The organism is Pseudomonas sp. JY-Q, assembly GCF_001655295.1.
Classification (GTDB): domain Bacteria; phylum Pseudomonadota; class Gammaproteobacteria; order Pseudomonadales; family Pseudomonadaceae; genus Aquipseudomonas; species Aquipseudomonas alloputida.
In genome coordinates this window covers 162,448-185,089 of the sequence record NZ_CP011525.1, presented here as the reverse complement: position 1 = coordinate 185,089, position 22,642 = coordinate 162,448, and the positions used below count along the sequence as shown (strand labels likewise).

At 63.4% G+C, this 22,642-nt stretch carries 19 protein-coding genes; 10 read left to right on the top strand and 9 right to left on the bottom strand.

Going from position 1 to position 22,642, the window contains the following annotated elements; genetic code table 11:
* Window positions 1-4: 4 nt before the first annotated feature.
* From AA098_RS00825 to AA098_RS00815, 3 genes are read left to right on the top strand one after another with little or no spacing between them, the layout of a single operon-like run.
* Window positions 5-715 carry a DUF484 family protein gene (locus tag AA098_RS00825; protein ID WP_003253646.1) on the top strand — a complete coding sequence of 237 codons (711 nt, stop codon included), beginning with the start codon at window positions 5-7 and terminating at the stop codon, window positions 713-715.
* Window positions 715-1,614, top strand: a complete 900-nt coding sequence (xerC, locus tag AA098_RS00820; RefSeq protein WP_003253645.1) for a tyrosine recombinase XerC — start codon at window positions 715-717, stop codon at window positions 1,612-1,614. The genes AA098_RS00825 and xerC overlap by 1 nt, the downstream gene beginning before the upstream one ends.
* A complete protein-coding gene (locus AA098_RS00815) occupies window positions 1,611-2,306 on the top strand; it encodes an HAD family hydrolase (protein ID WP_003253644.1) in 696 nt (231 codons plus the stop codon). The genes xerC and AA098_RS00815 overlap by 4 nt, the downstream gene beginning before the upstream one ends.
* Before the next feature lie 98 nt (window positions 2,307-2,404).
* On the opposite strand, the gene sutA is transcribed toward AA098_RS00815, so the two are convergent.
* The 3 genes from sutA to glnK form a co-directional block, all read right to left on the bottom strand.
* A complete protein-coding gene (gene sutA / locus AA098_RS00810; RefSeq protein ID WP_003253643.1) occupies window positions 2,405-2,734 on the bottom strand; it encodes a transcriptional regulator SutA in 330 nt (109 codons plus the stop codon).
* Between the two features lie 429 nt (window positions 2,735-3,163).
* The gene (locus AA098_RS00805; protein ID WP_003253642.1) at window positions 3,164-4,495 is read right to left on the bottom strand and encodes an ammonium transporter; all 1,332 of its coding nucleotides are present in this window, start codon (window positions 4,493-4,495) and stop codon (window positions 3,164-3,166) included.
* Between the two features lie 46 nt (window positions 4,496-4,541).
* A complete protein-coding gene (gene glnK, locus AA098_RS00800) occupies window positions 4,542-4,880 on the bottom strand; it encodes a P-II family nitrogen regulator (protein ID WP_002555808.1) in 339 nt (112 codons plus the stop codon).
* Between the two features lie 519 nt (window positions 4,881-5,399).
* Here glnK and AA098_RS00795 point away from each other — a divergent pair.
* Both AA098_RS00795 and AA098_RS00790 read left to right on the top strand, forming a co-directional pair.
* Window positions 5,400-5,666: an accessory factor UbiK family protein gene (locus tag AA098_RS00795; protein WP_003253640.1), complete on the top strand. Its 267-nt coding sequence runs from the start codon at window positions 5,400-5,402 to the stop codon at window positions 5,664-5,666.
* The gene (locus AA098_RS00790) at window positions 5,667-6,020 is read left to right on the top strand and encodes a gamma-glutamylcyclotransferase family protein (protein WP_004575824.1); all 354 of its coding nucleotides are present in this window, start codon (window positions 5,667-5,669) and stop codon (window positions 6,018-6,020) included.
* Here the strand turns inward: AA098_RS00790 and AA098_RS00785 are convergent.
* Window positions 5,974-8,043, bottom strand: coding sequence for a DUF4034 domain-containing protein (locus tag AA098_RS00785; RefSeq protein ID WP_004575823.1), 2,070 nt, complete (start codon window positions 8,041-8,043; stop codon window positions 5,974-5,976). The two genes, AA098_RS00790 and AA098_RS00785, sit on opposite strands and share 47 nt — an antisense overlap.
* Window positions 8,044-8,305: 262 nt before the next feature.
* Here AA098_RS00785 and AA098_RS00780 point away from each other — a divergent pair, with 262 nt between their 5' ends.
* The gene (locus AA098_RS00780; protein WP_064615153.1) at window positions 8,306-9,796 is read left to right on the top strand and encodes a YifB family Mg chelatase-like AAA ATPase; all 1,491 of its coding nucleotides are present in this window, start codon (window positions 8,306-8,308) and stop codon (window positions 9,794-9,796) included.
* Window positions 9,797-9,863: 67 nt separating this feature from the next.
* Here the strand turns inward: AA098_RS00780 and AA098_RS00775 are convergent, their stop codons facing one another.
* Together AA098_RS00775 and AA098_RS00770 are read right to left on the bottom strand one after the other, a co-directional pair.
* Window positions 9,864-10,232 carry a response regulator transcription factor gene (locus AA098_RS00775; protein ID WP_173881306.1) on the bottom strand — a complete coding sequence of 123 codons (369 nt, stop codon included), beginning with the start codon at window positions 10,230-10,232 and terminating at the stop codon, window positions 9,864-9,866.
* On the bottom strand, window positions 10,229-11,221 hold the full coding sequence (locus tag AA098_RS00770) for a response regulator (RefSeq protein ID WP_060544904.1): 993 nt from the start codon (window positions 11,219-11,221) through the stop codon (window positions 10,229-10,231). Before AA098_RS00770 ends, AA098_RS00775 begins: the two co-directional genes overlap by 4 nt.
* Window positions 11,222-11,460: 239 nt before the next feature.
* Between AA098_RS00770 and AA098_RS00765 the strand changes: the two genes are divergently transcribed.
* The gene (locus AA098_RS00765; RefSeq protein WP_064613736.1) at window positions 11,461-16,509 is read left to right on the top strand and encodes an ATP-binding sensor histidine kinase; all 5,049 of its coding nucleotides are present in this window, start codon (window positions 11,461-11,463) and stop codon (window positions 16,507-16,509) included.
* 54 nt (window positions 16,510-16,563) lie between these two features.
* Here AA098_RS00765 and ycaC (AA098_RS00760) read toward each other — a convergent pair whose 3' ends face one another.
* Both ycaC (AA098_RS00760) and AA098_RS00755 read right to left on the bottom strand, forming a co-directional pair.
* Window positions 16,564-17,190: an isochorismate family cysteine hydrolase YcaC gene (gene ycaC / locus AA098_RS00760; RefSeq protein ID WP_003253573.1), complete on the bottom strand. Its 627-nt coding sequence runs from the start codon at window positions 17,188-17,190 to the stop codon at window positions 16,564-16,566.
* Window positions 17,191-17,262: 72 nt separating this feature from the next.
* Window positions 17,263-17,625 (bottom strand): helix-turn-helix domain-containing protein, encoded by a 363-nt coding sequence (locus AA098_RS00755; RefSeq protein WP_060544902.1) that lies wholly within the window; start codon window positions 17,623-17,625, stop codon window positions 17,263-17,265.
* Window positions 17,626-17,805: 180 nt separating this feature from the next.
* Here AA098_RS00755 and AA098_RS00750 point away from each other — a divergent pair, with 180 nt between their 5' ends.
* The 3 genes from AA098_RS00750 to AA098_RS00740 all read left to right on the top strand — a co-directional run bounded on the left by AA098_RS00750 (window position 17,806) and on the right by AA098_RS00740 (window position 21,791).
* Complete coding sequence (locus tag AA098_RS00750) at window positions 17,806-18,792, top strand: GlxA family transcriptional regulator (protein ID WP_054888384.1); 987 nt, start codon at window positions 17,806-17,808, stop codon at window positions 18,790-18,792.
* Between the two features lie 228 nt (window positions 18,793-19,020).
* Window positions 19,021-20,808, top strand: coding sequence for a monovalent cation:proton antiporter-2 (CPA2) family protein (locus AA098_RS00745; protein WP_003253568.1), 1,788 nt, complete (start codon window positions 19,021-19,023; stop codon window positions 20,806-20,808).
* Window positions 20,809-21,497: 689 nt separating this feature from the next.
* Window positions 21,498-21,791, top strand: coding sequence for a hypothetical protein (locus AA098_RS00740; RefSeq protein WP_064613735.1), 294 nt, complete (start codon window positions 21,498-21,500; stop codon window positions 21,789-21,791).
* 176 nt (window positions 21,792-21,967) lie between these two features.
* On the opposite strand, the gene ycaC (AA098_RS00735) is transcribed toward AA098_RS00740, so the two are convergent.
* Window positions 21,968-22,597, bottom strand: a complete 630-nt coding sequence (ycaC, locus tag AA098_RS00735; protein ID WP_010955763.1) for an isochorismate family cysteine hydrolase YcaC — start codon at window positions 22,595-22,597, stop codon at window positions 21,968-21,970.
* Window positions 22,598-22,642 lie beyond the last annotated feature (45 nt).

Genomic DNA, 22,642 nt, shown 5'->3' with positions numbered 1-22,642 from the left:
CGCCATGACCGATCAGCCCAAGGTTGTACCCAAGCAGTCCGCCGAGCTCGATGCCGAAGCGGTGGTCGCCTACCTGCGCGCCCACCCCACCTTCTTCGCCGAGCACGACGAGCTGCTGATCGAACAGCACATCCCGCACCAGCGAGGAGACAGCGTGTCGCTGGTGGAACGCCAGCTCAAGCTGCTGCGTGACCGCAACATCGAAATGCGCCATCGCCTGTCGCAACTGATGGACGTGGCCCGCGACAACGACCGGCTGTTCGACAAGACCCGCCGGCTGATCCTTGACCTGCTCGATGCCGGCAGCCTGGAAGAAGTGGTAATGGCGGTCGAAGACAGCCTGCGCCAGGAATTCCAGGTGCCCTTCGTCAGCCTGATCCTGTTCGGCGACAACGTCGCGCCGGTGGGGCGCTGGGTCAGCAATGCCGAGGCGCAGCAAGCCATCGGTGCCCTGCTGGGCGGTGGCAAGACCGTCAGTGGCAACCTGCGCGAGCACGAGCTGGCTTTCCTGTTCGGTGAAGAACAGCGCCGGGAAGTAGGCTCCAGCGCCGTGGCAGCTCTTGAGTACCAAGGGCTGCATGGGGTTCTGGCCATCGGCAGCCGCGACCCGCAACACTACAAGAGCAGCGTCGGCACCCTTTTCCTCGGCTATATCGCCGAAGTGCTCGGCCGCGTTGTGCCACGCGTTACCCAGACACTGCGCTCGGTACGCTGATGAAACGCCAGCTGGAGGCTTATTGCGCACACCTGCGCAACGAGCGCCAGGTGTCGGAGCACACCTTGCTGGGCTACCGTCGCGACCTGGAAAAAGTCATCGCCTACTGCAAAGAACACGGCATTGCCGAGTGGCAGGCGCTGCAAATCCAGCAACTGCGCCAGCTGATCGCCCGCTTGCACCACCATGGCCAGTCCCCGCGCAGCCTGGCACGCCTGCTGTCGGCAGTACGCGGCCTGTACCGTTACCTCAACCGCGAAGGCCTGTGCCAGCACGACCCGGCCACCGGCCTGAGCGCACCCAAAGGTGAGCGTCGGCTGCCCAAGGTACTGGATACCGATCGCGCACTGCAGCTGCTCGATGGTGGCGTCGACGACGACTTCATTGCCCGGCGTGACCAGGCGATCCTCGAGCTGTTCTATTCCTCAGGCCTACGCCTATCGGAACTGACCAACCTCGACCTTGATCACCTCGACCTCGCCGCCGGCCTGGTGCAGGTACTGGGCAAGGGTGGAAAAGCCCGCGTACTGCCGGTGGGTCGCAAGGCTCGCGAGGCGTTGCAGGCCTGGTACCGCTTGCGCGGCATCGGCAACCCACGCGACCGTGCAGTGTTCATCACCCGCCAGGGCAATCGCATCAGCCCCCAGGCAGTTCGGCTGCGGGTAAAGGCCGCCGGTGAGCGTGAGCTGGGCCAACACCTGCACCCGCACATGCTTCGCCATTCCTTCGCCAGCCATGTGCTGGAATCATCCCAGGACCTGCGCGCGGTGCAGGAGATGCTCGGCCACGCCGACATCAGCACGACGCAAATCTACACCCACCTGGACTTCCAGCACCTGGCCGCGGTGTACGACAGCGCCCACCCTCGGGCCAAACGCAGCAAAGGCACAGACTCATGAGCATCAAGCTGATCACCTTCGACCTCGACGATACCCTGTGGGACACCGCGCCGGTGATTGCTACCGCGGAAGTCGTGCTGCGCGACTGGCTCGAGGCCAACGCACCCACCCTCGGCAGTGTGCCGGTGGAACACCTGTTCGCCATCCGCGAGCGCCTGGTGCAAGCAGAGCCCGGCCTCAAGCACCGCATCAGTGCCCTGCGCAGGCGCGTGCTGTTTCATGCCCTGGAAGAGGTCGGCTACAGCGAGCAGCACGCACAGGCGCTGGCCAACGAAGGCTTCGAAGTGTTCCTGCATGCCCGCCACCAGGTGGAGATCTTCCCAGAGGTGCAGCCGGTGCTCGAAATCTTGCGCCATCAATACATCCTGGGCGTGGTCACCAACGGCAATGCCGACGTCAGCCGGCTAGGGCTGGCGGATTACTTCCGCTTTGCCCTGTGCGCCGAGGACCTGGGCATCGGCAAACCAGACCCTGCACCATTCCTTGAAGCGTTGCGCCGGGGCGAGGTGGACGCGGGTGCGGCAGTGCACATCGGCGATCACCCTGGCGATGACATTGCCGGTGCCCAGCGCGCCGGGTTGCGGGCGGTGTGGTTCAACCCGCAAGGCAAGGCCTGGGCTGGCGATCAGGCGCCGGACGCCGAGATCCAGCGCCTGTCGCAACTACCTGACGTGCTTGCGCGCTGGCGCTGACGGGGCCGCTTTGCGGCCCATTCGCGGGCACGGACAACACAAAACCCACAGGCATAAAAAAGCCCGCAGCGACGGCGGGCTTTTTTGCGATCAGCCACTCAGATAGGGCGGCTGCCGTACTTGTTGTCCGGCTTCTTGGGCGGGTCAGCGACCACGTTGGCCTCGACTTCCTGCACCTTGCCGCCGCGAGAAAGGAATTCTTCCATCGCCTTGGCCAGTGCATCACGCTCTTTCTGCTTGGCTTCCATGCTCGGCATCTCGTCTACCGAGACTGCGGCCTTGGATTTGCCCTTGGCAACGGGTGCCGGGCTGCTGTCGTCATCGCCAGCGTCTTCAACGCCGTCATCAGCCGCCCCTTCAAGGACCTCATCACCCTCGTCTTCGTCGCCTACTTCGAGGTCATCATTTTCCAGATCGTCGTCGCTCATGTTCTACCTCATGACTTGCGAAAAGCAGGTTGGTTATAGACCAGTGCAGCCGTAGACCGGCAGCCACCAGTGAAAATTCAACTGGCCGTGGGTTAGGCCACTGCCCTTGGGTCGGCACTCCTGATGGGAGGCGGCACCCAGCAGGCCCTGCTCCTGGCAGGACCTGACAAATCCATTAGCCCCTGCTGGCCACACGCTATTGGCAAGCCTAGCAAAGGCTGGCGAAGTGTGTGGACTACTCGTCAAACACCCTTCGGCGCGCATTCTAGCGCGCCCGTGGAAAAAGCAAAGCACCATAAACGCCCTGTGGCTTGTAAGTTTTTTACCTACGTCACGAACGTGTCGAATAAACCGTTTGCCGTGCGGGAAATGCTGAAAAACTGGCAAAAAAATGCCCGGCAAGCCGGGCAAGTTTTTACCGCGTCGCAGTTACAGGTTGTAGCCGCGCTCGTTGTGCTGAGCCAGGTCAAGGCCGACCGACTCTTCTTCTTCGTTGACCCGCAGGCCCATCACCACATCCAGCACCTTGAGAATCACGTAGGTGACGATGGCGGTGTAGACCACGGTGAAAATCACACCTTTGGCCTGGATCCAGACTTGCATGCCGATGTCGGTGACGGTACCGAAGCCGCCCAGCGCCGGGGCCGCGAACACCCCCGTGAGGATGGCACCGATGATGCCGCCAACACCGTGCACGCCGAAGGCATCCAGGGAATCGTCATAGCCAAGTTTGCGCTTGAGCGTGGTGGCGCAGAAGTAGCAGAGCACACCCGAAACCAGGCCGATAATCAGCGCACCAATCGGCCCGACGGTGCCCGCAGCCGGGGTGATGGCGACCAGGCCAGCAACCACGCCCGAAGCGATGCCCAGAGCACTTGGCTTACCGTGACCGACCCACTCGGCGAACATCCAGCCCAGGGCGGCGGCGGCGGTCGCGATCTGAGTCACCAGCATGGCCATGCCGGCAGTACCGTTGGCGGCAGCAGCAGAGCCTGCGTTGAAACCGAACCAGCCGATCCACAGCATCGCTGCGCCCATCAGGGTATAGCCGAGGTTGTGCGGGGCCATCGGCGTGGTCGGGTAGCCCTTGCGCTTGCCCAGTACCAGGCAGCAGACCAGGCCTGCGATACCGGCGTTGATGTGCACCACGGTGCCGCCAGCGAAGTCCAGTACGCCCCAGTCCCACATCAGGGCACCGTCACCGCTCCACACCATGTGTGCGATCGGCGCATACACCAGGGTGAACCAGATGCCCATGAATACCAGCATCGCCGAGAACTTCATGCGCTCGGCAAAGGCGCCGACGATCAAGGCCGGGGTGATGATGGCGAACGTCATCTGGAAGGTGATGAACACCGCTTCAGGGAACAGCGCGGTGGCCGAGGTCAGGCTGTTGGGCGTGACGCCGCTGAGGAAGGCCTTGGAGAAGCCGCCAACGAAAGAGTTGAAGTTGAGCACGCCCTTTTCCATACCGGCGGTATCGAAGGCCATGCTGTAGCCGTAGACGACCCAGAGAATGCTCATCAGGCCGGTAATTGCAAAGCACTGCATCATCACCGACAGCACGTTCTTGGAACGCACCATGCCGCCATAGAACAGGGCCAGGCCTGGAATGGTCATGAACAGCACCAGCGCCGTTGCGGTCAGCATCCAGGCGGTGTCGCCGGAGTTCAGCGCTGGGGCAGCTTCCTCTGCCAGGGCAAGCCCGGGCATTACGAGGGACAATAGGGCTCCTAGCCCTGCGATCTTACGCAGAGTCATGTTGTTTTCTCCTGGGGCGTTGGGTTTGGTGAGGCTTTGTTGCTGCTTAAATCGCGTCGGTATCGGTTTCGCCGGTACGGATGCGGATTGCCTGCTCCAGATTCACCACGAAAATCTTGCCGTCACCAATCTTGCCGGTGTTGGCTGCCTTGGTGATGGCTTCGATTACCCGATCAAGGTCCTTGTCATCGATGGCGACATCGATCTTCACCTTGGGCAGGAAATCGACCACATATTCAGCACCGCGATACAGCTCGGTGTGGCCCTTCTGCCGACCGAAACCTTTGACTTCGGTGACGGTGATGCCCTGCACGCCGATTTCCGACAACGACTCGCGCACGTCGTCCAGCTTGAACGGCTTGATGATGGCTGTGACTAGCTTCATGAAACTCTCTCCCGATTTGGTGGACTTGCCCCAGGAAAACAAACCCGTCTCAAGTCTAAGCGCAGCGGTTGGCTTTGTAACGCGTCGTCGGCATCCGGCTCCGCGTGCGCACTGCCTGGTCACAAGGAACTGCTTCAGTGCATGGCTCGTACAGGTCTTTGCAGAAACCTTGCCAGTTCGGACAAAGCGCCGAAAAACAGAGCGTTATGTGATTTGGTCGGGATTGGCCAGTCGCCAGCATTGGAAACATGCACAGTTTCGGTGCGCCGAGGCGGGGCAAGCTGCGCGAAAAATGTGCAACTGATTGAAAACCGCACGCGCTCTTTGTGGGGGCGGCCTTGCGTCGCGATGGGGCTGCGAAGCGCCCCTACGATTTGTGCCTTGGTGCCGATATTGCCGGGGCCGCTGTGCAGCCCAATCGCCACGCAAGGCCATTCCCACAAAGGCCAATGTGCACTCAGGCGCCAGGTTTGTGCGTGCTACACTGGCGGCCATTTCTCCGTTTCAGTGGACAGCCCCATGCTCGCGCCCAAAGCCCTTCTCGATGCCCTGAGCGACCAGGCCTCGCGCCTGTTCAGCAGCGATGCCGCCCAGCCCCGTGCGGAACTGGAAAGCCAGTTCAAAGTGTTGATGCAAGGTGCCTTCAGCAAGCTGGACCTGGTCAGCCGCGATGAGTTCGACAGCCAGATGGTCGTGCTGGCGCGCACCCGCGCACGCCTCGAGGCCTTGGAAAAACAGGTAGCCGAGCTGGAAGCGCGGCTGAACCCAACTTCACAGGATGAGTGAATGCAGCCCTCCAGCGCATACCCGGTACTGTTGTTTTCCTACGGCACCTTGCAGGATAAAGCCGTGCAACTGGCCAACTTTGGCCGTGAGCTGAACGGCCAGGCCGACCGTATGCCGGGCTACCGCCTGGACTGGGTCGAGATCACTGACCCGGACGTACTGGCGACCAGCGGCAAGTCCCATCACCCCATCGTTTCCCCCAGCAGCCAGGCCAACGACAGCGTGGCCGGTATGGTCTTCCAGATCAGCGAAGACGAACTGGCAGCGGCGGACCGCTATGAAGTTGCCGACTACAAGCGTGTCGCCGTCACCCTCGCATCGGGCCTGACAGCCTGGGTTTATGTGCGCGCCTGAGCCCCTCCGATGCAGGTTGAACCCGTAACGACTCGGCGTGGGTAAAGGCCTGTTTCGGTGGTAGCTCGCTTGCATGCAAGGTGCCGCGGAACAACGCCGCCCCGCACTGAGTAAACAATGTCTTCACCCGGTTGTGCGAATTGAGGATCTGGGCCTGGATATCACCAATGGCCGTATCCCTTGGTTGCAAGCTGGCCGCTCGGTTGACCCATTCGATGGCGGCAAAGCGGCTTTGCTTGCGGGTGCCACGCCCCTGCATCCAGGCCAGCCCCAGTTCGGCGCTGGCACGCCCTGCAAGCCACGGGTCCGGGTGCTCGACCAGGCTCAGCAGGTAAGCAACCGCCTCGGTCCGCTCCTGCGCCTCACCAAACCGGCGCAACAAAATCCCCAGATGCAAACGCGCACGCGCGTTGATCTGCGGGTTGCCCAGCGCGTCGACAAGCAGGCGCCTGACCGCCAGCATGGCACTGCGCTCGTTCAAATCCTCATCGCCGTCCATGCGCAGGCAGGCCAGGTTGTATTTGGCCTGCCTGCTGCCCGCCTCCACCGCACGCTGCAGCCAGTACCCGGCGGCCTCGTCATCCAGGTAATGCGCCGGGGTGTTGGCCAGGCCGCCATGGTGCAGCTCGTACAAGGCCAGGGCAGCACCCGGCAGGTTCAGTTCGGCGAAGCGTTCGTACAGGTAGCAGGCCACTTCATGCCGGTTGGCTGCCCACAGCACCCGTGCCACTTCAAGCACTTCGAACCCCGGTGCCTGGCCCGCGCACTGGCGATTCACCGCCCGTTGCAACCATAGCCTTGCCTGCTCGGCCGAGCGTGGCAGCGCCCACAGCCCAAAACGGTGCCCGGCCGCGCGTAATGCACAGGCAGCAGCATGTGAACGGCCGTCACACAGGCGCTCAATAGCGCCGTGTAGCAGTTGCCTCTCATCTACCATGCCATCGCGCAGTATCAGCTCGACCAAACAGCGAAACGGCACGCCCATGGCGCGGATGGCGCCAAGATCGGCATTGCACGCCACGCTCGCGGCAAAGTCGCGCATAGCGCCAGCATGGTCGCCCAATGCCCTGCTGTGCAGCGCCCCCCGCCATGCCAGAACGACAGCACGTTCCCTGGGCCTCAACGGGCGTTGTGACCAGTCTTCGAACACGTGCTGCCAGTCGGCTACGGCCTGCACCTTGTCAGCCTGTGGCAGCTTCAGCCGGCCTTCGACAGCCATCCAGCGCAGCGCATTACGCAAACGCTCGTCCCAGGTTGCGCACAGCGGGCCATTGACCAACAGCTCGAACGCATCGAGGCTGCCGCCCCAGCGGGGCAGCAAGTACACAGCAAGGGCCTGGATCGCTTCGAAGCAACCGGGGCGGGCGATCAGCGCATGGCGCAGCCAGTAATAGCGAGGGTCCTCGTTTTCATGGTCGACCCGCTTGCCCAGGTAGTGCGGCAGCGCCTGTGGCAGCTCGGCCAAGGGCAACAACCCATGCCTCACCAGCAACGGCGCTGCAGTTTCCTGTACCTCTACATCGGCATGGGCACTGGGCCTGAAGCGTGCAGGCTCCCCCTGGAACAGTTGGAGCAACCAACCAGGCTCATGGAGCTGCGCACTGATGCGCAGCATGCCAATGGCCGCTGCCACGGGGTGCGCAGAGCGGTCCATTGCACGCAACAGGTGCGCGGTGGCGGATTCACAAATTTGCGCGACCGCCAGCAAGCGTGCAGCGTTGCGTGGGCCATCAACCTGCACCTGGCAGGCCCGGTGGAAGCAGTGCATACCCATTACCACTTGTGGGTGGTAAGCCCTGGGGCACGCGTCAATCCAGGCTCTGAGCACTTGGCTCAGGGCCCTGTCGCCCTGGTTTTCCTGGTCGAGCAGCATGTGCCCTTCAATGGCCGCCAGGTAGGCCGGGAACTCGCCGGGCGGGGCTTGGCGCCATTGAGCCTCAAGCTTGTCGAAAAAGCGGTTGAGTTCAACGAATGCACTGGCCTGCACCAGTTCGCGAATTGCCTGGTGCGTGCGGGTGAGCATTTGCACGGTGCAATACCTCAAGTCCATTTGAAAGAAGACGCAGTGCCATCCCATGGCAACTGCGGTTGCCCAACAACACTAAGTCATACCTGACGACTGCGCAAAGCCTATTGGATCCATTTTTGCCGAAGCGCATGAAAGCGCAGGGAAAACCCCTGCCCTGAAAAACCACGACGCACACTTGTTGCGCCTGCCATGGCAGCACTGGCTATTCTTTGCCCAGCCGCAGGAAGCGGCATTTTCCAGCAACAACGGAGTGTTCATGTCTCTAGCCCTCGTCCACAGCCGCGCCCAGGTAGGCGTGCAGGCACCGGCGGTCAGCGTCGAAACCCACCTGGCCAACGGCCTGCCTCATCTCACCCTGGTCGGCCTGCCGGAAACCACGGTCAAGGAAAGCAAGGACCGGGTGCGCAGCGCCATCGTCAACTCCGGGCTGAAGTACCCGCAGCGGCGCATTACCCAGAACCTCGCCCCCGCCGACCTGCCCAAGGATGGCGGCCGATATGACCTGGCCATCGCCCTGGGCATCCTCGCCGCCGACGGCCAGGTGCCGATTGCCACCCTGGTCGATATGGAATGCCTGGGCGAACTGGCGCTGTCGGGGAAATTGCGCCCGGTGCAGGGCGTGCTGCCTGCGGCACTGGCGGCACGCGAAGCAGGCCGGGCGCTGGTGGTACCACGGGAAAATGCCGAGGAAGCCAGCCTGGCCGGCGGGTTGGTGGTGTATGCGGTGGGCCACCTGCTGGAGTTGGTCGCCCACCTGAACGGCCAGGTGCCGCTGCCGCCCTACGCAGCCAACGGCCTGATCCTGCAGCAACGCCCCTACCCGGACCTGAGCGAAGTGCAGGGCCAACTGGCAGCCAAGCGTGCCTTGCTGCTGGCTGCGGCCGGGGCGCACAACCTGTTGTTCACCGGGCCGCCCGGCACCGGCAAGACCTTGCTCGCCAGCCGCCTGCCCGGGCTGCTGCCACCGCTGGACGAGCACGAAGCGCTGGAAGTGGCGGCAATCCAGTCGGTCAGCGGGAAAGCGCCGCTGAACAGCTGGCCACAGCGCCCCTTTCGCCATCCCCATCACTCTGCGTCCGGCCCGGCGCTGGTCGGTGGCGGTAGCCGACCGCAACCAGGTGAAATCACGCTCGCCCATCACGGCGTGTTGTTTCTCGACGAACTTCCGGAGTTTGAGCGGCGCGTACTGGAAGTGCTTCGCGAGCCACTGGAGTCAGGTGAAATCGTGATTGCCCGTGCCCGCGACAAAGTGCGTTTCCCCGCGCGCTTCCAGCTGGTGGCGGCGATGAACCCCTGCCCTTGCGGCTACCTGGGCGACCCCACTGGCCGCTGCCGCTGCAGCACCGAGCAGATCGCGCGCTATCGCAACAAGCTGTCCGGGCCACTGCTGGACCGCATCGACCTGCACCTGACCGTGGCTCGCGAGAGCACTACATTGAACAACCAGCCTTGCGGTGAAACCAGTGCCGATGTCGCCGTCAGGGTGGCTGAAGCGCGGGAGCTGCAGCACAGGCGACAAGGGTGTGCGAATGCATTTCTCGACCTTGAAGGTTTAAGGCATCACTGTGGGTTGGTAGCGGCGGACCAAGTCTGGCTGGAAGGGGCCTGCGAGCGGCTGACCTTGTCGCTACGCGCGGCGCACCGGTTGTTGAAGGTGGCGCGGACGTTGGCGGACCTGGAGGGATGCGAGAAGATTGGCCGGGCGCACCTGGCCGAGGCCCTGCAGTACCGGCCGGGGAGCAGTTAGATTGCCAGGGCTGTGATGCCCCCTGCAGGCGCGGGTTTACCCGCGAAGAGGCCGGCACAGCCGTACCTCACTGACCGCCAGCCAAAGCCTCTTCAACCACCTTCAGCAGCACCTCTTCAGAAAACGGCTTGCCCAGGCAGGCCAGTGCCCCAAGGCCCATCGCTGCCCGTACCGAGCCATCATCCCAATGTGCCGACATGCAGATCACCGGCAAGCGCCTCCCCCGCTGTGCCAACTCACGCTGTACCTCCAGCCCGCTCATTCCCGGCATCTTCAGGTCCAGCAACACACAACCCGCCTCGCCCGCCAGTGGCGAGGCCAGGAAGGCGTGCCCGGCGGAAAACGACAAGGTCTCGAACCCCGCCGAGCGCAGCAGGTTGGCCAGGCTTTTGCGCACCGAGGCATCGTCGTCGACGATGCACACCCCTCTGCTCATGCGCCGCCCAGGCTCGCAGACCGCGCTCCGAGGAGGTTGTGCATGGCCGCAAGCTCCAGCAGCGAGCGGGACTGCATTTTGTTCATGATGTTCTTCTTGTGCACCTTGGTCGTCACCTCGCTGGTGCCGATCTGCCTGGCGATCTGCTTGTGCGACAAGCCGCCTACCACCAGCGAGAAGACCTGGCGCTCACGCTGAGTCAGGCGCTGGTACTTTTCCTCGACCTGACGCGCCTGCAGCCACTTGCGGCCTTCGCCCACGGCACGGGCGCGCACTGCCTGCAACAGGGTCAGCAACTGGTCTTCATCGAACGGTTTGGTCAGAAACTCCACCGCCCCGGCGCGCATGGCCTGGACGGTCATCGGGATGGTGCCGAAGCCGGTCATGAACACGATCGGCCAGGGCAGCGCCAGCCGGCACAGCGCATCCTGTACCTCCAGGCCGCTTGTACCCGGCAAGTGCATGTCCAGCAGCAGGCAGGCACAGGGGGTTTCCAGGCGGGCCTCGAACAGCGCCTCGGCACTGGCAAACAAGTGGTGCGGGATGTCCTGCGAGCGCAACAGCCGGCCCAACGCGGTGCGCACCGACGGGTCGTCATCCACCACCAGCACCGGCACATTCACGCGCTCATCGAGCGGCTCGACAGTCTCGGCCAGGCTGCGCAGCAATGACCTGCCCAGTGCCTGACCAGGCACCTCGAGGCTGATCTGCGCGGCCAGTCGATAGCCCCGGCGCGGCACGGTCTGGATCAGGCTACGGTCGCCAAAGGCCTTGCGCAGCAAGGACACCTGAACCTGCAAGTTATTGTCCTCGACCACCGTGCCGGACCACACCTGGCTGAACAACTCGTCCTTGCCGACCACGCGGCCCTTGGCCCTGATCAGCGTGGCCAGCACGTCGAAAGCACGCCCACCCAACAGGATCGGCTTGCCGTCGACAAAGACTTCGCGCCGCTCCAGCGACACCTGGGCATTGCCTATTCGGATCATGGCTTCCTCGCGCGGGCACAGGCGTTTTCGCTGTCCGGGGCAGCCTAGGCCAGCGTACGCGTTCAGACAATTATCCCGAGGGATAGGTCGGCCAAAGGACTATACAAAAGCCCGCCAGCCCCAAGGGGACGATAACGGACAACAGCGTGCCCGTTCCTGCCAAGCAGGCTGTAACCCGCATCCACGCTGGGCCCGCTGCGTATACTCGCGCCTCAGGATGTCGCTAGCGGGGGTGCTTTATGCTCGATGAACGCCTTGCCCACAGGCCCATCGATTACGACCAGTCAATCGACGAGGGCTGGCTGAACCGGTGCGAGATCAGCGCGCTGGGCCAGGAAGGTGAGCTCAGCTATTTCCGCCTGCGCGACCCCGCTTCACATCAAGCCTGGATCGCCGTGCGCGCGCCGCTCGAGGCACCTTCCGCCTGTCAGCGCCTGGAGCGTGACTACCGCCTGCAACTGGACCCGCAGTGGGCGGTGATCCCCTCGGCGTTCGTGCGCTCGGCCGAAGGCCCCTTGCTGGTGTACCCGGCCGGCCTCTCAGTCGCCGACCTGATCGCTGAAGGCCCTGCGGCGCTGGAGCCGTTTCTAGACATCGCGGTGAACGCTGCCCATGCGTTGGCGCAAGCGCACGAACGCAATGCGCTGCACGGTACATTGCAGCCCGAACATGTGTACCTGCGCGCCCACCAGCGGGTGCGCCTGGGCTTCTTTCGCGCCGACCCAGCAGAACGGATCAGCGAACAGGGCACCCCGCTCGGCAACTGGGCCTACCTGGCGCCGGAGCAGGTTTGCCCGCACGGAAGCAGCAGCGACCGACGCAGTGATATCTATGCCCTGGGGGCAATCCTCTACCAGTTACTGGTAGGCGAACTGCCGCTGGCCGGGCGCGACACCCAGCACTGGCGACAGCTGCATGCTGGTGTGCAGCCGCGGGCGGCCAGCGAAGTGGACAGCAAGGTGCCGCCCCCCCTCAGCCTGGTCCTGGCAAAGGCCTTGGCCAAAGAGCCGGACGCCCGCTACCAGAGCGCGCGCGCCTTTGCAGTGGACTTGGCTCACTGCCAGCGGCAGTGGGCCGCCCACAAAACCATGGCACCCTTCACCCCAGGCTGCGCCGACCCGGTAGCGCCCGACCACGCACGCCTGTATGGCCGCAGCGCCGAGCAAAAGGCTATCGCCCTGCTGCTCAAGGCCTTGCATCGCGACAGCAAACCACAAGCCCTGGTCATCTACGGCGCTGCTGGCATGGGCAAGTCGAGCCTGGTCAAAGCAGCTCTCAAGGCCAACGCCGAAGGTTACTGGGCCGTCGGCACGTGCAACAGCCACGCCCAAGCAGTGCCCTACACGCCCTGGATCGAAGTACTCGGTGCCCTGACTACCCAGTTGCTGGCCAAGAACAGTCAGGACCTCGTCACCTTGCGCCGCGAAATCCAGCGCCGTATCAAAGGTCACGGTCGTCTGCTCGGCAAGCTGGCCCCGGACCTGCAACTGATTCTCGGCCCCTTGCCCCAATTACCCGCCAAGCCCACGCGCCTTGCGTTGCACAAGGAACTGCACGCGATCATTGAATTCCTGCAGGTTTTCAGCCGGCCTGGCCAACCGCTGGTGCTGTTCTTCGACGACTTGCAATGGGCCGACGACGCCACCCGGCAACTGCTGGCCCAACTGCTGGCTAACGTGCCGGCTAACCTGCTGCTGATTGTCACCCAGTGCAACGATACGCCCACCACCAGCGCACCGTTGGCCATACCCGCAACGGTGCGAAGCACCACGCTGAACCTGCGGCCACTGGCCGTGGGGGCAGTGACCGAGCTGATTGGCGAGCGCTTCCATGTTGCCCCTGAAGACGCATATCAGCTGGCCGAACGGGTGCACGGCAAGACGGCGGGCAACCCGTTTTTCATCAACCAGATCCTCAGGGCCATGGTCGAAGACCAGCTGTTCATCTTCGACACCCAGGCCATGCGCTGGTCATGGTGCCTGCAGGCCGTGGCCCGGCACTGCTATTCCGACAATGTCGCCGACTTGATGGTCCACCGCCTGGAGCGCCTGACGGCACCGCAACGCGACCTGTTGCGGGTCGTCAGCGCGGCGGGCAGCCACTGCGATGAACGCCTGCTTCGGCAGGTACTCGCCCAACCGCCGGGCGAACCGTTGAAAGCCTTGATTCGCGCCGGTTTCCTGCAACCGGGCCAGAATGGCTTAGGCTGCACTCATGACCGGGTGATGGAGGCCGCTTATGCACTCACGCCCGTGCACGAGCGCGCCTCGCTGCATGCACGCATCGCCCTGGCCATGCGCCAGGCTTGGCCAGGGCGAACGCACGAGGTGTTGTTCGAGCTCGCCAGCCAGCTGCAACGCGCCAGCCCATGCGGGTTTGCAGCGGATGACTGCGAAGCGTTCCTGCAGCTTTTACGCGAAGCCGCATCCCGCGCACGCGACACCGGCGCCTTCGAACAGGCCGCTGGCTACCTGCACACCGCCGAGCAGTTGCTGCACCACAGCGCCACGCTGGAAAGCCGCGCCACGCATGGCTTTGCCGTCGCCTGCATGGCGACGGAGTGCGACATGCAACTGTCGCGAACGATCGCAGCGCAGGCCCGCCTCACTGAATGCCGCCAGCGTGCCCGCTCGGTGTTGGACCAGGCGCGGGCGTGCCGGCTGCAGGCACTGCTGTACACCTTGCACGGTGACTATCAGGCGGCTATCGACAGCGCCCTGGACGGCCTGGACTTGCTGGGCATAAGCCCCGTGCGGGGCGTCGACTGGCAAGAGGTCGAGGCCAGTCATGCCCATGTGCAGGCGTTGATCGAACAGAAGGACCGGCATTGCCTGGAGTCACTGCCGCGCACCGATTCGGAGGAAGTGACGGTTGCCATCAGCCTGCTGGCCACTCTGTCATCATCCTTCTTCGTGAAGGACGACATCTGCTTCCTGCACCTGGCCAAGCTCATGGAGATGTCGCTACTGCACGGCGTTGCCCCTGGCAGCACCTACGGCATGGCCTGGTACGGCGTGATGATTGCCGAGCGTTTTGGCGCTTACCATGATGGCCATGCCTGTTGCCTGGCCGCGCTCAAGCTGATCGAGCGGCACGGTTTCGACGCTGATCTGACCAGCGCGTTGCTGGCCCTGGACCAGGTCAGCGCCTGGACCTCGCCCATGGAATTCGCCCGACGTACCGCGCTGGACGCGGTCGACTCGGCGCGCCTGAGCGGTGACCTGGCGATGAGCTGCTATGCCTGCAACCACCTGGTTTCAGATTCGCTGTTCATGGGCCGCTACCTGCCGGACGTGGTCGAGGAAGTGGCGCAAGGCCTGGCCACTGTGCGTCGCCACGGCTACGGCGATATCGAGCAGATCCTGCTGGCCCAGCAAGCGTTCGTCGCCAACCTGAGCGGCATGCCCTGCCCGGCCCCGGCCACTGCCTCGAGATCGCCCACCACGCGGTTCTTCCAGCACCTGTTCGCCGCCATGTGCGCCTTCTACATGGGCAGTATCCCGAAGGCCATGCGCGACCTGGCATTGGCCGGTGACAACAGCTGGGCGGCACCGGCGCACATCAACCTGGCTGACTATCATCTGTTCCGCGGCCTGGCCCTGGGCAGCCCCGAGGCCCCGTGCAGTCTTGCCGACAAGCTGCGCCAGCTGCAGGCCCTGCGCGAGCGCTTCAGCCGCTGGGCCGGCTTCAACCCGGCCACCTTCCGCAGCAAGCAGTTGCTGATCGAGGGCGTCATCGCCAAGCTCGAAGGCGACGGCCTGGCCGCGATCCGCTGCTTCGACCAGGCGCAAATCGCCGCCACCGCTGCCGGTTTCATCCACGAGCAGGCACTGGCCCATGAACAGCTGGCCGAGGTGTGCATCCCCAGCGGCCTGATTTCCGGCGCCAACCTGCACCTGCGTATCGCCCGCGACTGCTTCCATATCTGGGGCGCGACCGGCAAGGTGCACCAGCTTGAGACGTTGCATCCGTTTCTGCGCACCCAGCCGATTCAGGAGACCTATCGGGCCACCCACCAGGCCAGGCTGGACCTCGAAGCCGGCATCGAAGCCGCGCGGGCGCTGTCCGAAGAAGTGCTGCTCGAAGGCCTGATCGAAACCCTGATGGGCCACCTGACCCAGCACTCCGGTGCCGACCATGGCGCGCTGCTGATTGTAAGCGGCGCCGAATTCCAGATGGCCGCCCTGGCCTACATCGACGATGCCGGGCTGCACGTGAGCATGGACAACTGCCAGAAGTTCATGACCCAGGCACCGCTGTCAGTCATCAACACCACCATGCGCACCCGCAAACCGCTGGTGCTCAACGATGCCCTCAGTGAGTGCCCGGAGGCCTTCCGCCAACAGCTGCAGGCGCGCAACGCCCGCTCGGTGCTGTGCCTGCCGCTGGTGATCCAAGGCGTGCTGATCGGCCTGGTGTACCTGGAAAACCGCCTTGTGCCCAACCTGTTCGGCGGTCAGCGCCTGGCCATGCTGGAAATCCTCGCCTCACAGGCAGCGGTGTCGCTACAAACGGCCAAGTTCTACACACGCCTGGCCGAAGAAAACCAGATCCGCGCACAGATGGAGGCTGAGTTGCGCCGCTCGCGTGCGGAACTGGCGCGCAGTGCGCACTTGCAGGCGATGAATGAGCTGTCAGCGTCCATCGCCCACGAGATCAGCCAACCGCTACTGGGCATCGCCTCCAATGCCGCGGCCAGCCTGCGCTGGTTGAAACGCCCCAACCCCGACCTGGAAGAAGCAATTGCCGGCCTGGAAGACATCCGCAACGACAGCGAACGGGCCGGCAACATCGTGCGGGCGCTGCGGTCCCTGGCCAAGCAGTCACCGATGCAACTCAAGGCGGTGAAGCTGGACGAATTGATCCGCGAGGTGGTGCGCCTGACCTCGGCCGACGCCGCCAAGGGCAAGGTGGATGTGCAGACGCAGCTGAAGGCCGGGGTGTGCGTGACAGCCGACCCGGTGCAGTTGCAGCAGTTGGTGTTCAACCTGATTACCAATGCCCTGGAAGCGTTGTCGGGGTATCGCAGTGACGGGGTGCTGAAGATTGCGTCGGCGGTGGTCGAGGATGGGGTGGAGGTCTGCGTGGACGACAACGGGCCGGGTATCGCGGCGGACGAGCGGGAGCGTGTATTCGATGCCTTTCACTCCACCAAGACCGGTGGCATGGGGATGGGCTTGGCGATCTGCAGTTCGGTGGCCCAGGCCCACGGCGGGCAGTTGCAGGCGCTGGTGTCGCAGTTGGGTGGATGCCGGATTCGTTTCAGTCTGCCTGTGAGTCACGCATAGCCTGTGCCGGCCTCTTCGCGGGTTTACCCGCGAAGAGGCCGATTCAGGATTACATCAACGCGAGGCCAGCGCCGCGTAGCTGTTCATCAGGTTGCGGTAGTTGGGAATACGCTGCGACAGCAGGTTGCCCAGCCCTTCGATGTCGTTGCGCCAGTCGCGGTGCAGTTCGCAGGCCACCGAGAACCAGTTCATCATCTGCGCACCCGCCTGGGTCATGCGCACCCAAGCCGCTTGCTGCACGGTTTCGTTGAAGGTGCCCGAGGCATCGGTCACCACGAACACTTCAAAGCCTTCCGCCAGCGCCGACAGGGTCGGGAATGCCACGCACACATCGGTCACCACACCGGCGATGATCAGTTGCTTGCGGCCCGTGGCCTTGATTGCCTTGACGAAGTCTTCGTTGTCCCAGGCGTTGATCTGGCCCGGACGGGCAATGTACGGCGCATCCGGAAACATTTCTTTCAGCTCGGGCACCAGCGGGCCATTCGGGCCTTGCTCGAAGCTGGTGGTGAGGATGGTCGGCAGGCCAAAGAACTTGGCCAGGTCGCCCAAGGCCAGCACGTTGTTCTTGAATTCGTTGGGCGAAAAATCCTGCACCAGCGAGATCAGACCGGTCTGGTGGTCGACCAGCAGCACCACGGCGTCGTCTTTGTTCAGGCGCTTGTAATCGGGTTGGCTCATGGGGTGACTCCTTGGGTTGGGATAACGGGCCGGCACTGTCCGCAGGGGGTTATACCGGTGGATAGCTTCGGCTTAAGAAAGTACCTGCGCCTGCCGCCAGGCCTTGGGTGGCTGGCCGACCAGGCGGCTGAAAGCGCGGGTGAAATGGGCCTGGTCGCAAAAACCGCATTCCAGGCTCACATGGGTGATAGGCGCCTCGGTGGTGAGCAAGCGCTTGGCCTTTTCCATGCGCGCCAGCAGGCGCCAGGCCTGCGGCGAAAGGCCGGTGTTGACTTTGAAGGCGCGGGAAAAGTGGCTGCGTGTGAGGTTGCATACCGCAGCGATCTCAATGATCGACAACGGGCTATGCAACATCAGCTCCTTGGCCCGGCGCAGCCGCGCGGGCGTGAGTGCGCCGGGGGGTTGCAGCGGCGCTTCGGGCGTCCCAGGGTACATGGCGACTCTCCTGTTCAATGCAGAAAGTCTCGCCCCCGGCACATGACGAAGTCCTGAGCCAAACCTGAATTGTTGTTAATTGTGCGCTGCTGGCCCTGGGCGTTTTGCCGATATCTTAAGATGCGTTTCGTATTCAGCTTCTGGCCGCTACCTGCGGCCGGCATTCAAGGCGACAGAGGCATGCAGGAAAAACCCGCCCACCGCACCGTGGCCATGGTGCTGTTCAACGATGTGCTACTGCTGGATGTCACCGGCCCCATGGATGCATTCGCCATCGCCAACCGGTTCTTGCCTGCAGCACGGCAATATCGGCTGCTGACCTTGGCCGAGGGGCAAGCAGTGGTGCGCGGCTCATGCGGCCTGAAGGTGGTGGCAGACCAGCGCCTGGAGGACTTGCCGGAGGCCGTCGACCTGTTGCTGGTGCCGGGCGGCCCAGGGGCCTATGACACCGCCCTGCCAGGGATTGAGCGCTGGCTGCCCAAGGCCGTACGCCAGGCGAAGCGCTTCGGCGCCATCTGCACCGGGGTGTTCCTGCTGGGGCGGGCCGGGTTACTGAATGGCTATCGCTGTACCACCCACTGGAACTACGTGGAGCGCCTGGCACAGGCGTTCCCCGAGGCCAAGGTGGAGACCGAGCAGATCTACGTGATGGACCGCTGCCTGATCACCTCGGGCGGTATCACTGCGGGGATCGACCTGGCATTGGCGGTGGTGGCCGAGGACCATGGCAAGGCGCTGGCCCTGGAAGTGGCCAAGGTACTTCTGGTTGCCCGCCACCGTCAGGGCGGGCAGACACCCTACGGGCCGTTGCTGGCTGCGGTACCACGCGATGACTCGCCGATTGCACGGGTACAGGCCTATATCGTCGACCACATCGAGCAGGCGTTCACCGTGCAGAAAATGGCCGAACTGGTGGCCATGAGCGGGCGCAACTTTGCCCGGACGTTTCAGCGTGAGGTGGGCATTACGCCGCTGCAGTACCTGCAGAATGCGCGCATCGATCGCGCACGCAAGCTGCTCGAATGCGGTGACCTGCCGATGAAGGTGGTGGCGGCGCAGTGCGGGTTTGGCAGTGACCGACACATGCGCAAGGTATTCTTTGAGCGAATTGGCATGACGCCGGCGCAGTATCGGGCACAGTTTGGTGGCGGTGAACAGTCGGATTAGCGCTGCCTTCCTCGCGGGCGCGCCCGCTCCCACAGAGACAGCAATGGCCTTGAAGCCTGGGTAATACCTGTGGAAGCGGGCATGCCCAGATAAGCGCCGGCACCGATTGTCACCCTGAACAGGACAATGTTTCTTCCCGTCAGATGATTGTCTGACCCCACCCCACCCCTCAGAATTGTCCGTCAAACTGTTCGAACGCTGCCCCGGCAGCTCATGGAGTACGAGCCAATGCCACACGAAGGCAGCCTTCTACAAACCGCGGTGATCTTCCTGCTTGCCGCCGTCCTCGCCGTCCCCCTGGCCAAGCGCCTGCAACTGGGTGCCGTGCTCGGCTACCTGCTCGCCGGTGTGGTCATCGGCCCGCAAGCACTTGGCCTGATCCGCGACACAGAAAGCGTGGCGCACATTTCCGAACTGGGCGTGGTCTTGCTGCTGTTCATCATCGGCCTGGAACTGTCGCCCAAACGCTTGTGGCTGATGCGCAAGTCGGTGTTTGGTGTCGGCACTGCCCAGGTGGTGCTGACCGGTGCAGTCATCGGCGCCATCGCCCTGTTCGGTTTCAGCCAGACGCTGCCAGCAGCCATCGTGCTCGGCCTGGGCCTGGCGCTTTCGTCCACCGCCCTTGGCCTGCAGAGCCTGGCCGAGAGCAAGCAGCTCAATGCACCGCACGGCCGTCTGGCGTTCGCCATCCTGTTGTTCCAGGACATCGCCGCGATCCCGCTGATCGCCTTGGTACCGCTGCTGGCCGCCAGTGGCCCGGACACCAGCCAAGGCGACAGCCTGCAACACGGCCTGAAGGTATTCGCCAGCATCGCCGTGGTGATCATCGGCGGTCGCTACCTGTTGCGCCCGGTGTTCCGCACCGTGGCTCGCACCGGCCTGCCGGAAGTGTCTACTGCCACCGCACTGCTGGTGGTGATTGGCACTGCCTGGCTGATGGAAGAAGCGGGTATCTCCATGGCCCTTGGCGCTTTCCTCGCCGGCCTGCTGCTGGCCGACTCGGAATACCGTCACGAGCTGGAATCGCAGATCGAACCCTTCAAGGGCCTGCTGCTGGGGCTGTTCTTCATCAGCGTGGGCATGGGCGCCAACCTGCGCCTGCTGCTGGAAATGCCACTGGTGGTGCTGGGCCTGACCCTGTTGCTGGTGGCCGTGAAGCTGCTGTTGCTGATAGGCGTCGGCCGCTGGGTCGGCGGCCTGAACAGCGCCAGCGCCCTGCGCCTGGGCATGGTGCTGGCGGCCGGTGGCGAGTTCGCCTTCGTGGTGTTCAAGCTGGGCAAGGACCAGGGCCTGTTCGACACCCAGACCTACGACCTGCTGCTGATGACCATTACCCTGTCGATGGCCATCACCCCGCTGCTGATGCTGGGTTGCGCCCGCGCCCTCAAACGCCCGCAACCGGCGCGTGAAGTGCCCGAGCAATATAAGCAGATCCAGACGGATACGCCGCGGGTGGTGATCGTCGGCATGGGCCGCATGGGCCAGATCGTCGCGCGCATCCTGCGGGCACAGAAGATCCCGTTCGTTGCCCTGGAAACCTCGGTGGACACCATCGAGATGACCCGTATGTTCGAACAGGTGCCGGTGTTCTACGGCGACCCGCTGCGCCCGGAGGTGTTGCACGCCGCCAAGGTGGGTGAAGCGGAGTACTTCATCATCACCATTGATGACCCTGAAGCCGCCATTCATACCGCCGCACGGGTGAAGCGTCTGTACCCTCACCTGAAGGTGCTGGCCCGGGCGCGCAACCGACAGCATGTGCACAAACTGGCGGATGTGGGCGCCGAGCCGATTCGCGAGACGTTTTATTCCAGCCTGGAAATGACTCGCCGGGCACTGGTGGGGTTGGGCCTGAGCGATGAACAGGCGGCGGACCGCATTGCGCGGTTCACCCAGCATGACGAAGAGGTGCTGGAGGCCCAGGGGCAAGTGCGTGATGACCGGGCCAAGGTGATGCAGACGGCCAAGGAGGCGCGGGTGGAGTTGGAAAGGTTGTTTGATTCGGATGCGGATTGAGGCCTTTTGGCACATGCCTTGAGGGTTGTAGTGCCTGTGAGATCGAGCGCCGCCCGCGCGGCGCTTCGCGGGTAAACCCGCGCCTACGTTTGTTTCGGGCCAGTTATTCCTGTGGGACGCGCACGCGAGCCCCCTGGCGCACGCCTCGATATCGCGTCGTACAAACAAGGCGGTCGCGCGCGCCTGGCGCAGGAGGGACTGGCCAGAAACAAACGTAGGAGCGGGTTTACCCGCGAAGCGCCGCGCGGGCGGCGCTCGATCTCATGGGCGCCCAAAAACTATCGCCAGGCACCTAGAAGCCATCCTGCAATGTCCTGACGATCACCTCGCCGCCATTACGCGAACACACAAAAGCCATCACAAAATCGTCTAATTCTCAGCTGGGTCCTACTTCCCCGCGAACCATTTCCTACGTTCACGCCAATCCCAAGGAATTATCCTACACACCGTGTCGACGCCCGTCTGATTGTCCAGGGAAGGCCTGCTCTCTAGGCTAACCGGGTCGCTGTCGGTTCAGCGATCGGGTGTGGAAACCCGGATGTGATGAAGGGCTGCCGTTATGGCAGTTGTGCGCGTGAGGCCGTTTGGCCTACCGGCTTGCCTTCTCACCGGTTTTCCACCCCGCGCACAACTGCCGCCTTCTGCGTGGAAACGGGTGGTTGCAGTTCAATCCTGGAGAAGGAATTGCCATGAAAAGAATCGTCCCCGATCCACCCCTCCCCAACACCACACAACGCTCTTTCAGCCGCTGCGATGCCGGCCATCCCCCATTGTTCACCGTAAACCCAGGCGTTTCCGCCCACGATGCCCTGGTGCATGTCGCCCAATACCTGCGCGGTGCCTACGACTGTGGCTACAAAGCCTTGGAACATCTGGATGACACAGGCAAGAGCATGTTCTGGAGCAACCTGAACGCGCTTGAAATGGCAGAAGGTCTGGTTGAGGCATTGCTGGATGGGATTGAGTCACAGCCCATGAACTGAGTCGCCTGCACCGGCCCTTTCGCGGGCACGCCCGCTCCCACAGGTACTGCACTGGCGTTGAATCTTGCGCGATCCCTGTGGGAGCGGGCTTGCCCGCGAAGAGGCCGGTACAGCAAACAGAAAAGGCCGGCTCCCTACAGAGAGAGCCGGCCTTTGTGCGCGTTGCTGATGGTTGATTACTTACCCGCAGTCAGCGCGTTATAGCTAGTCATCAGGTTGCGATAATCCGGAATGTGGTTGGAGCAAAGTGCAGCCAGCCCTTCGACATCGTTGCGCCAGTCGCGGTGCAGCTCGCAGGCCACGCCGAACCAGGTCATCAGTTGGGCACCCGCCTGGCTCATGCGGTCATGCGCGGCATCACGGGTCATTTCATTGAAGGTGCCGGAAGCATCGGTCACCACGAACACCTCAAATTCTTCCTCCAAGGCCGACAGCGCCGGGAACGCCACGCAAACCTCGGTCACAACACCTGCAATGATCAGCTGCTTCTTGCCGGTCGCCTTCACCGCCTTGACGAAATCCTCGTTGTCCCAGGCGTTGATCTGGCCAGGGCGGGCAATGTACGGCGCGTCCGGGAACAGGGCTTTCAGTTCCGGCACCAGCGGGCCGTTGGGGCCTTGCTCGAAGCTGGTGGTGAGGATGGTCGGCAGGTTGAAGAACTTGGCCAGGTCAGCCAGCGCCAGCACGTTGTTCTTGAACTTGTCCGGCTCGATATCGCGCACCAGCGACAGCAGGCCAGCCTGGTGGTCAACCAGCAGTACGGCAGCGTCGTCTTTGTTCAGGCGGTTGTAGGTGAATTTGCTCATGGTCTGTGCTCCCAAGGGTTATGAATTTTTCAGCAATCCGGGGTG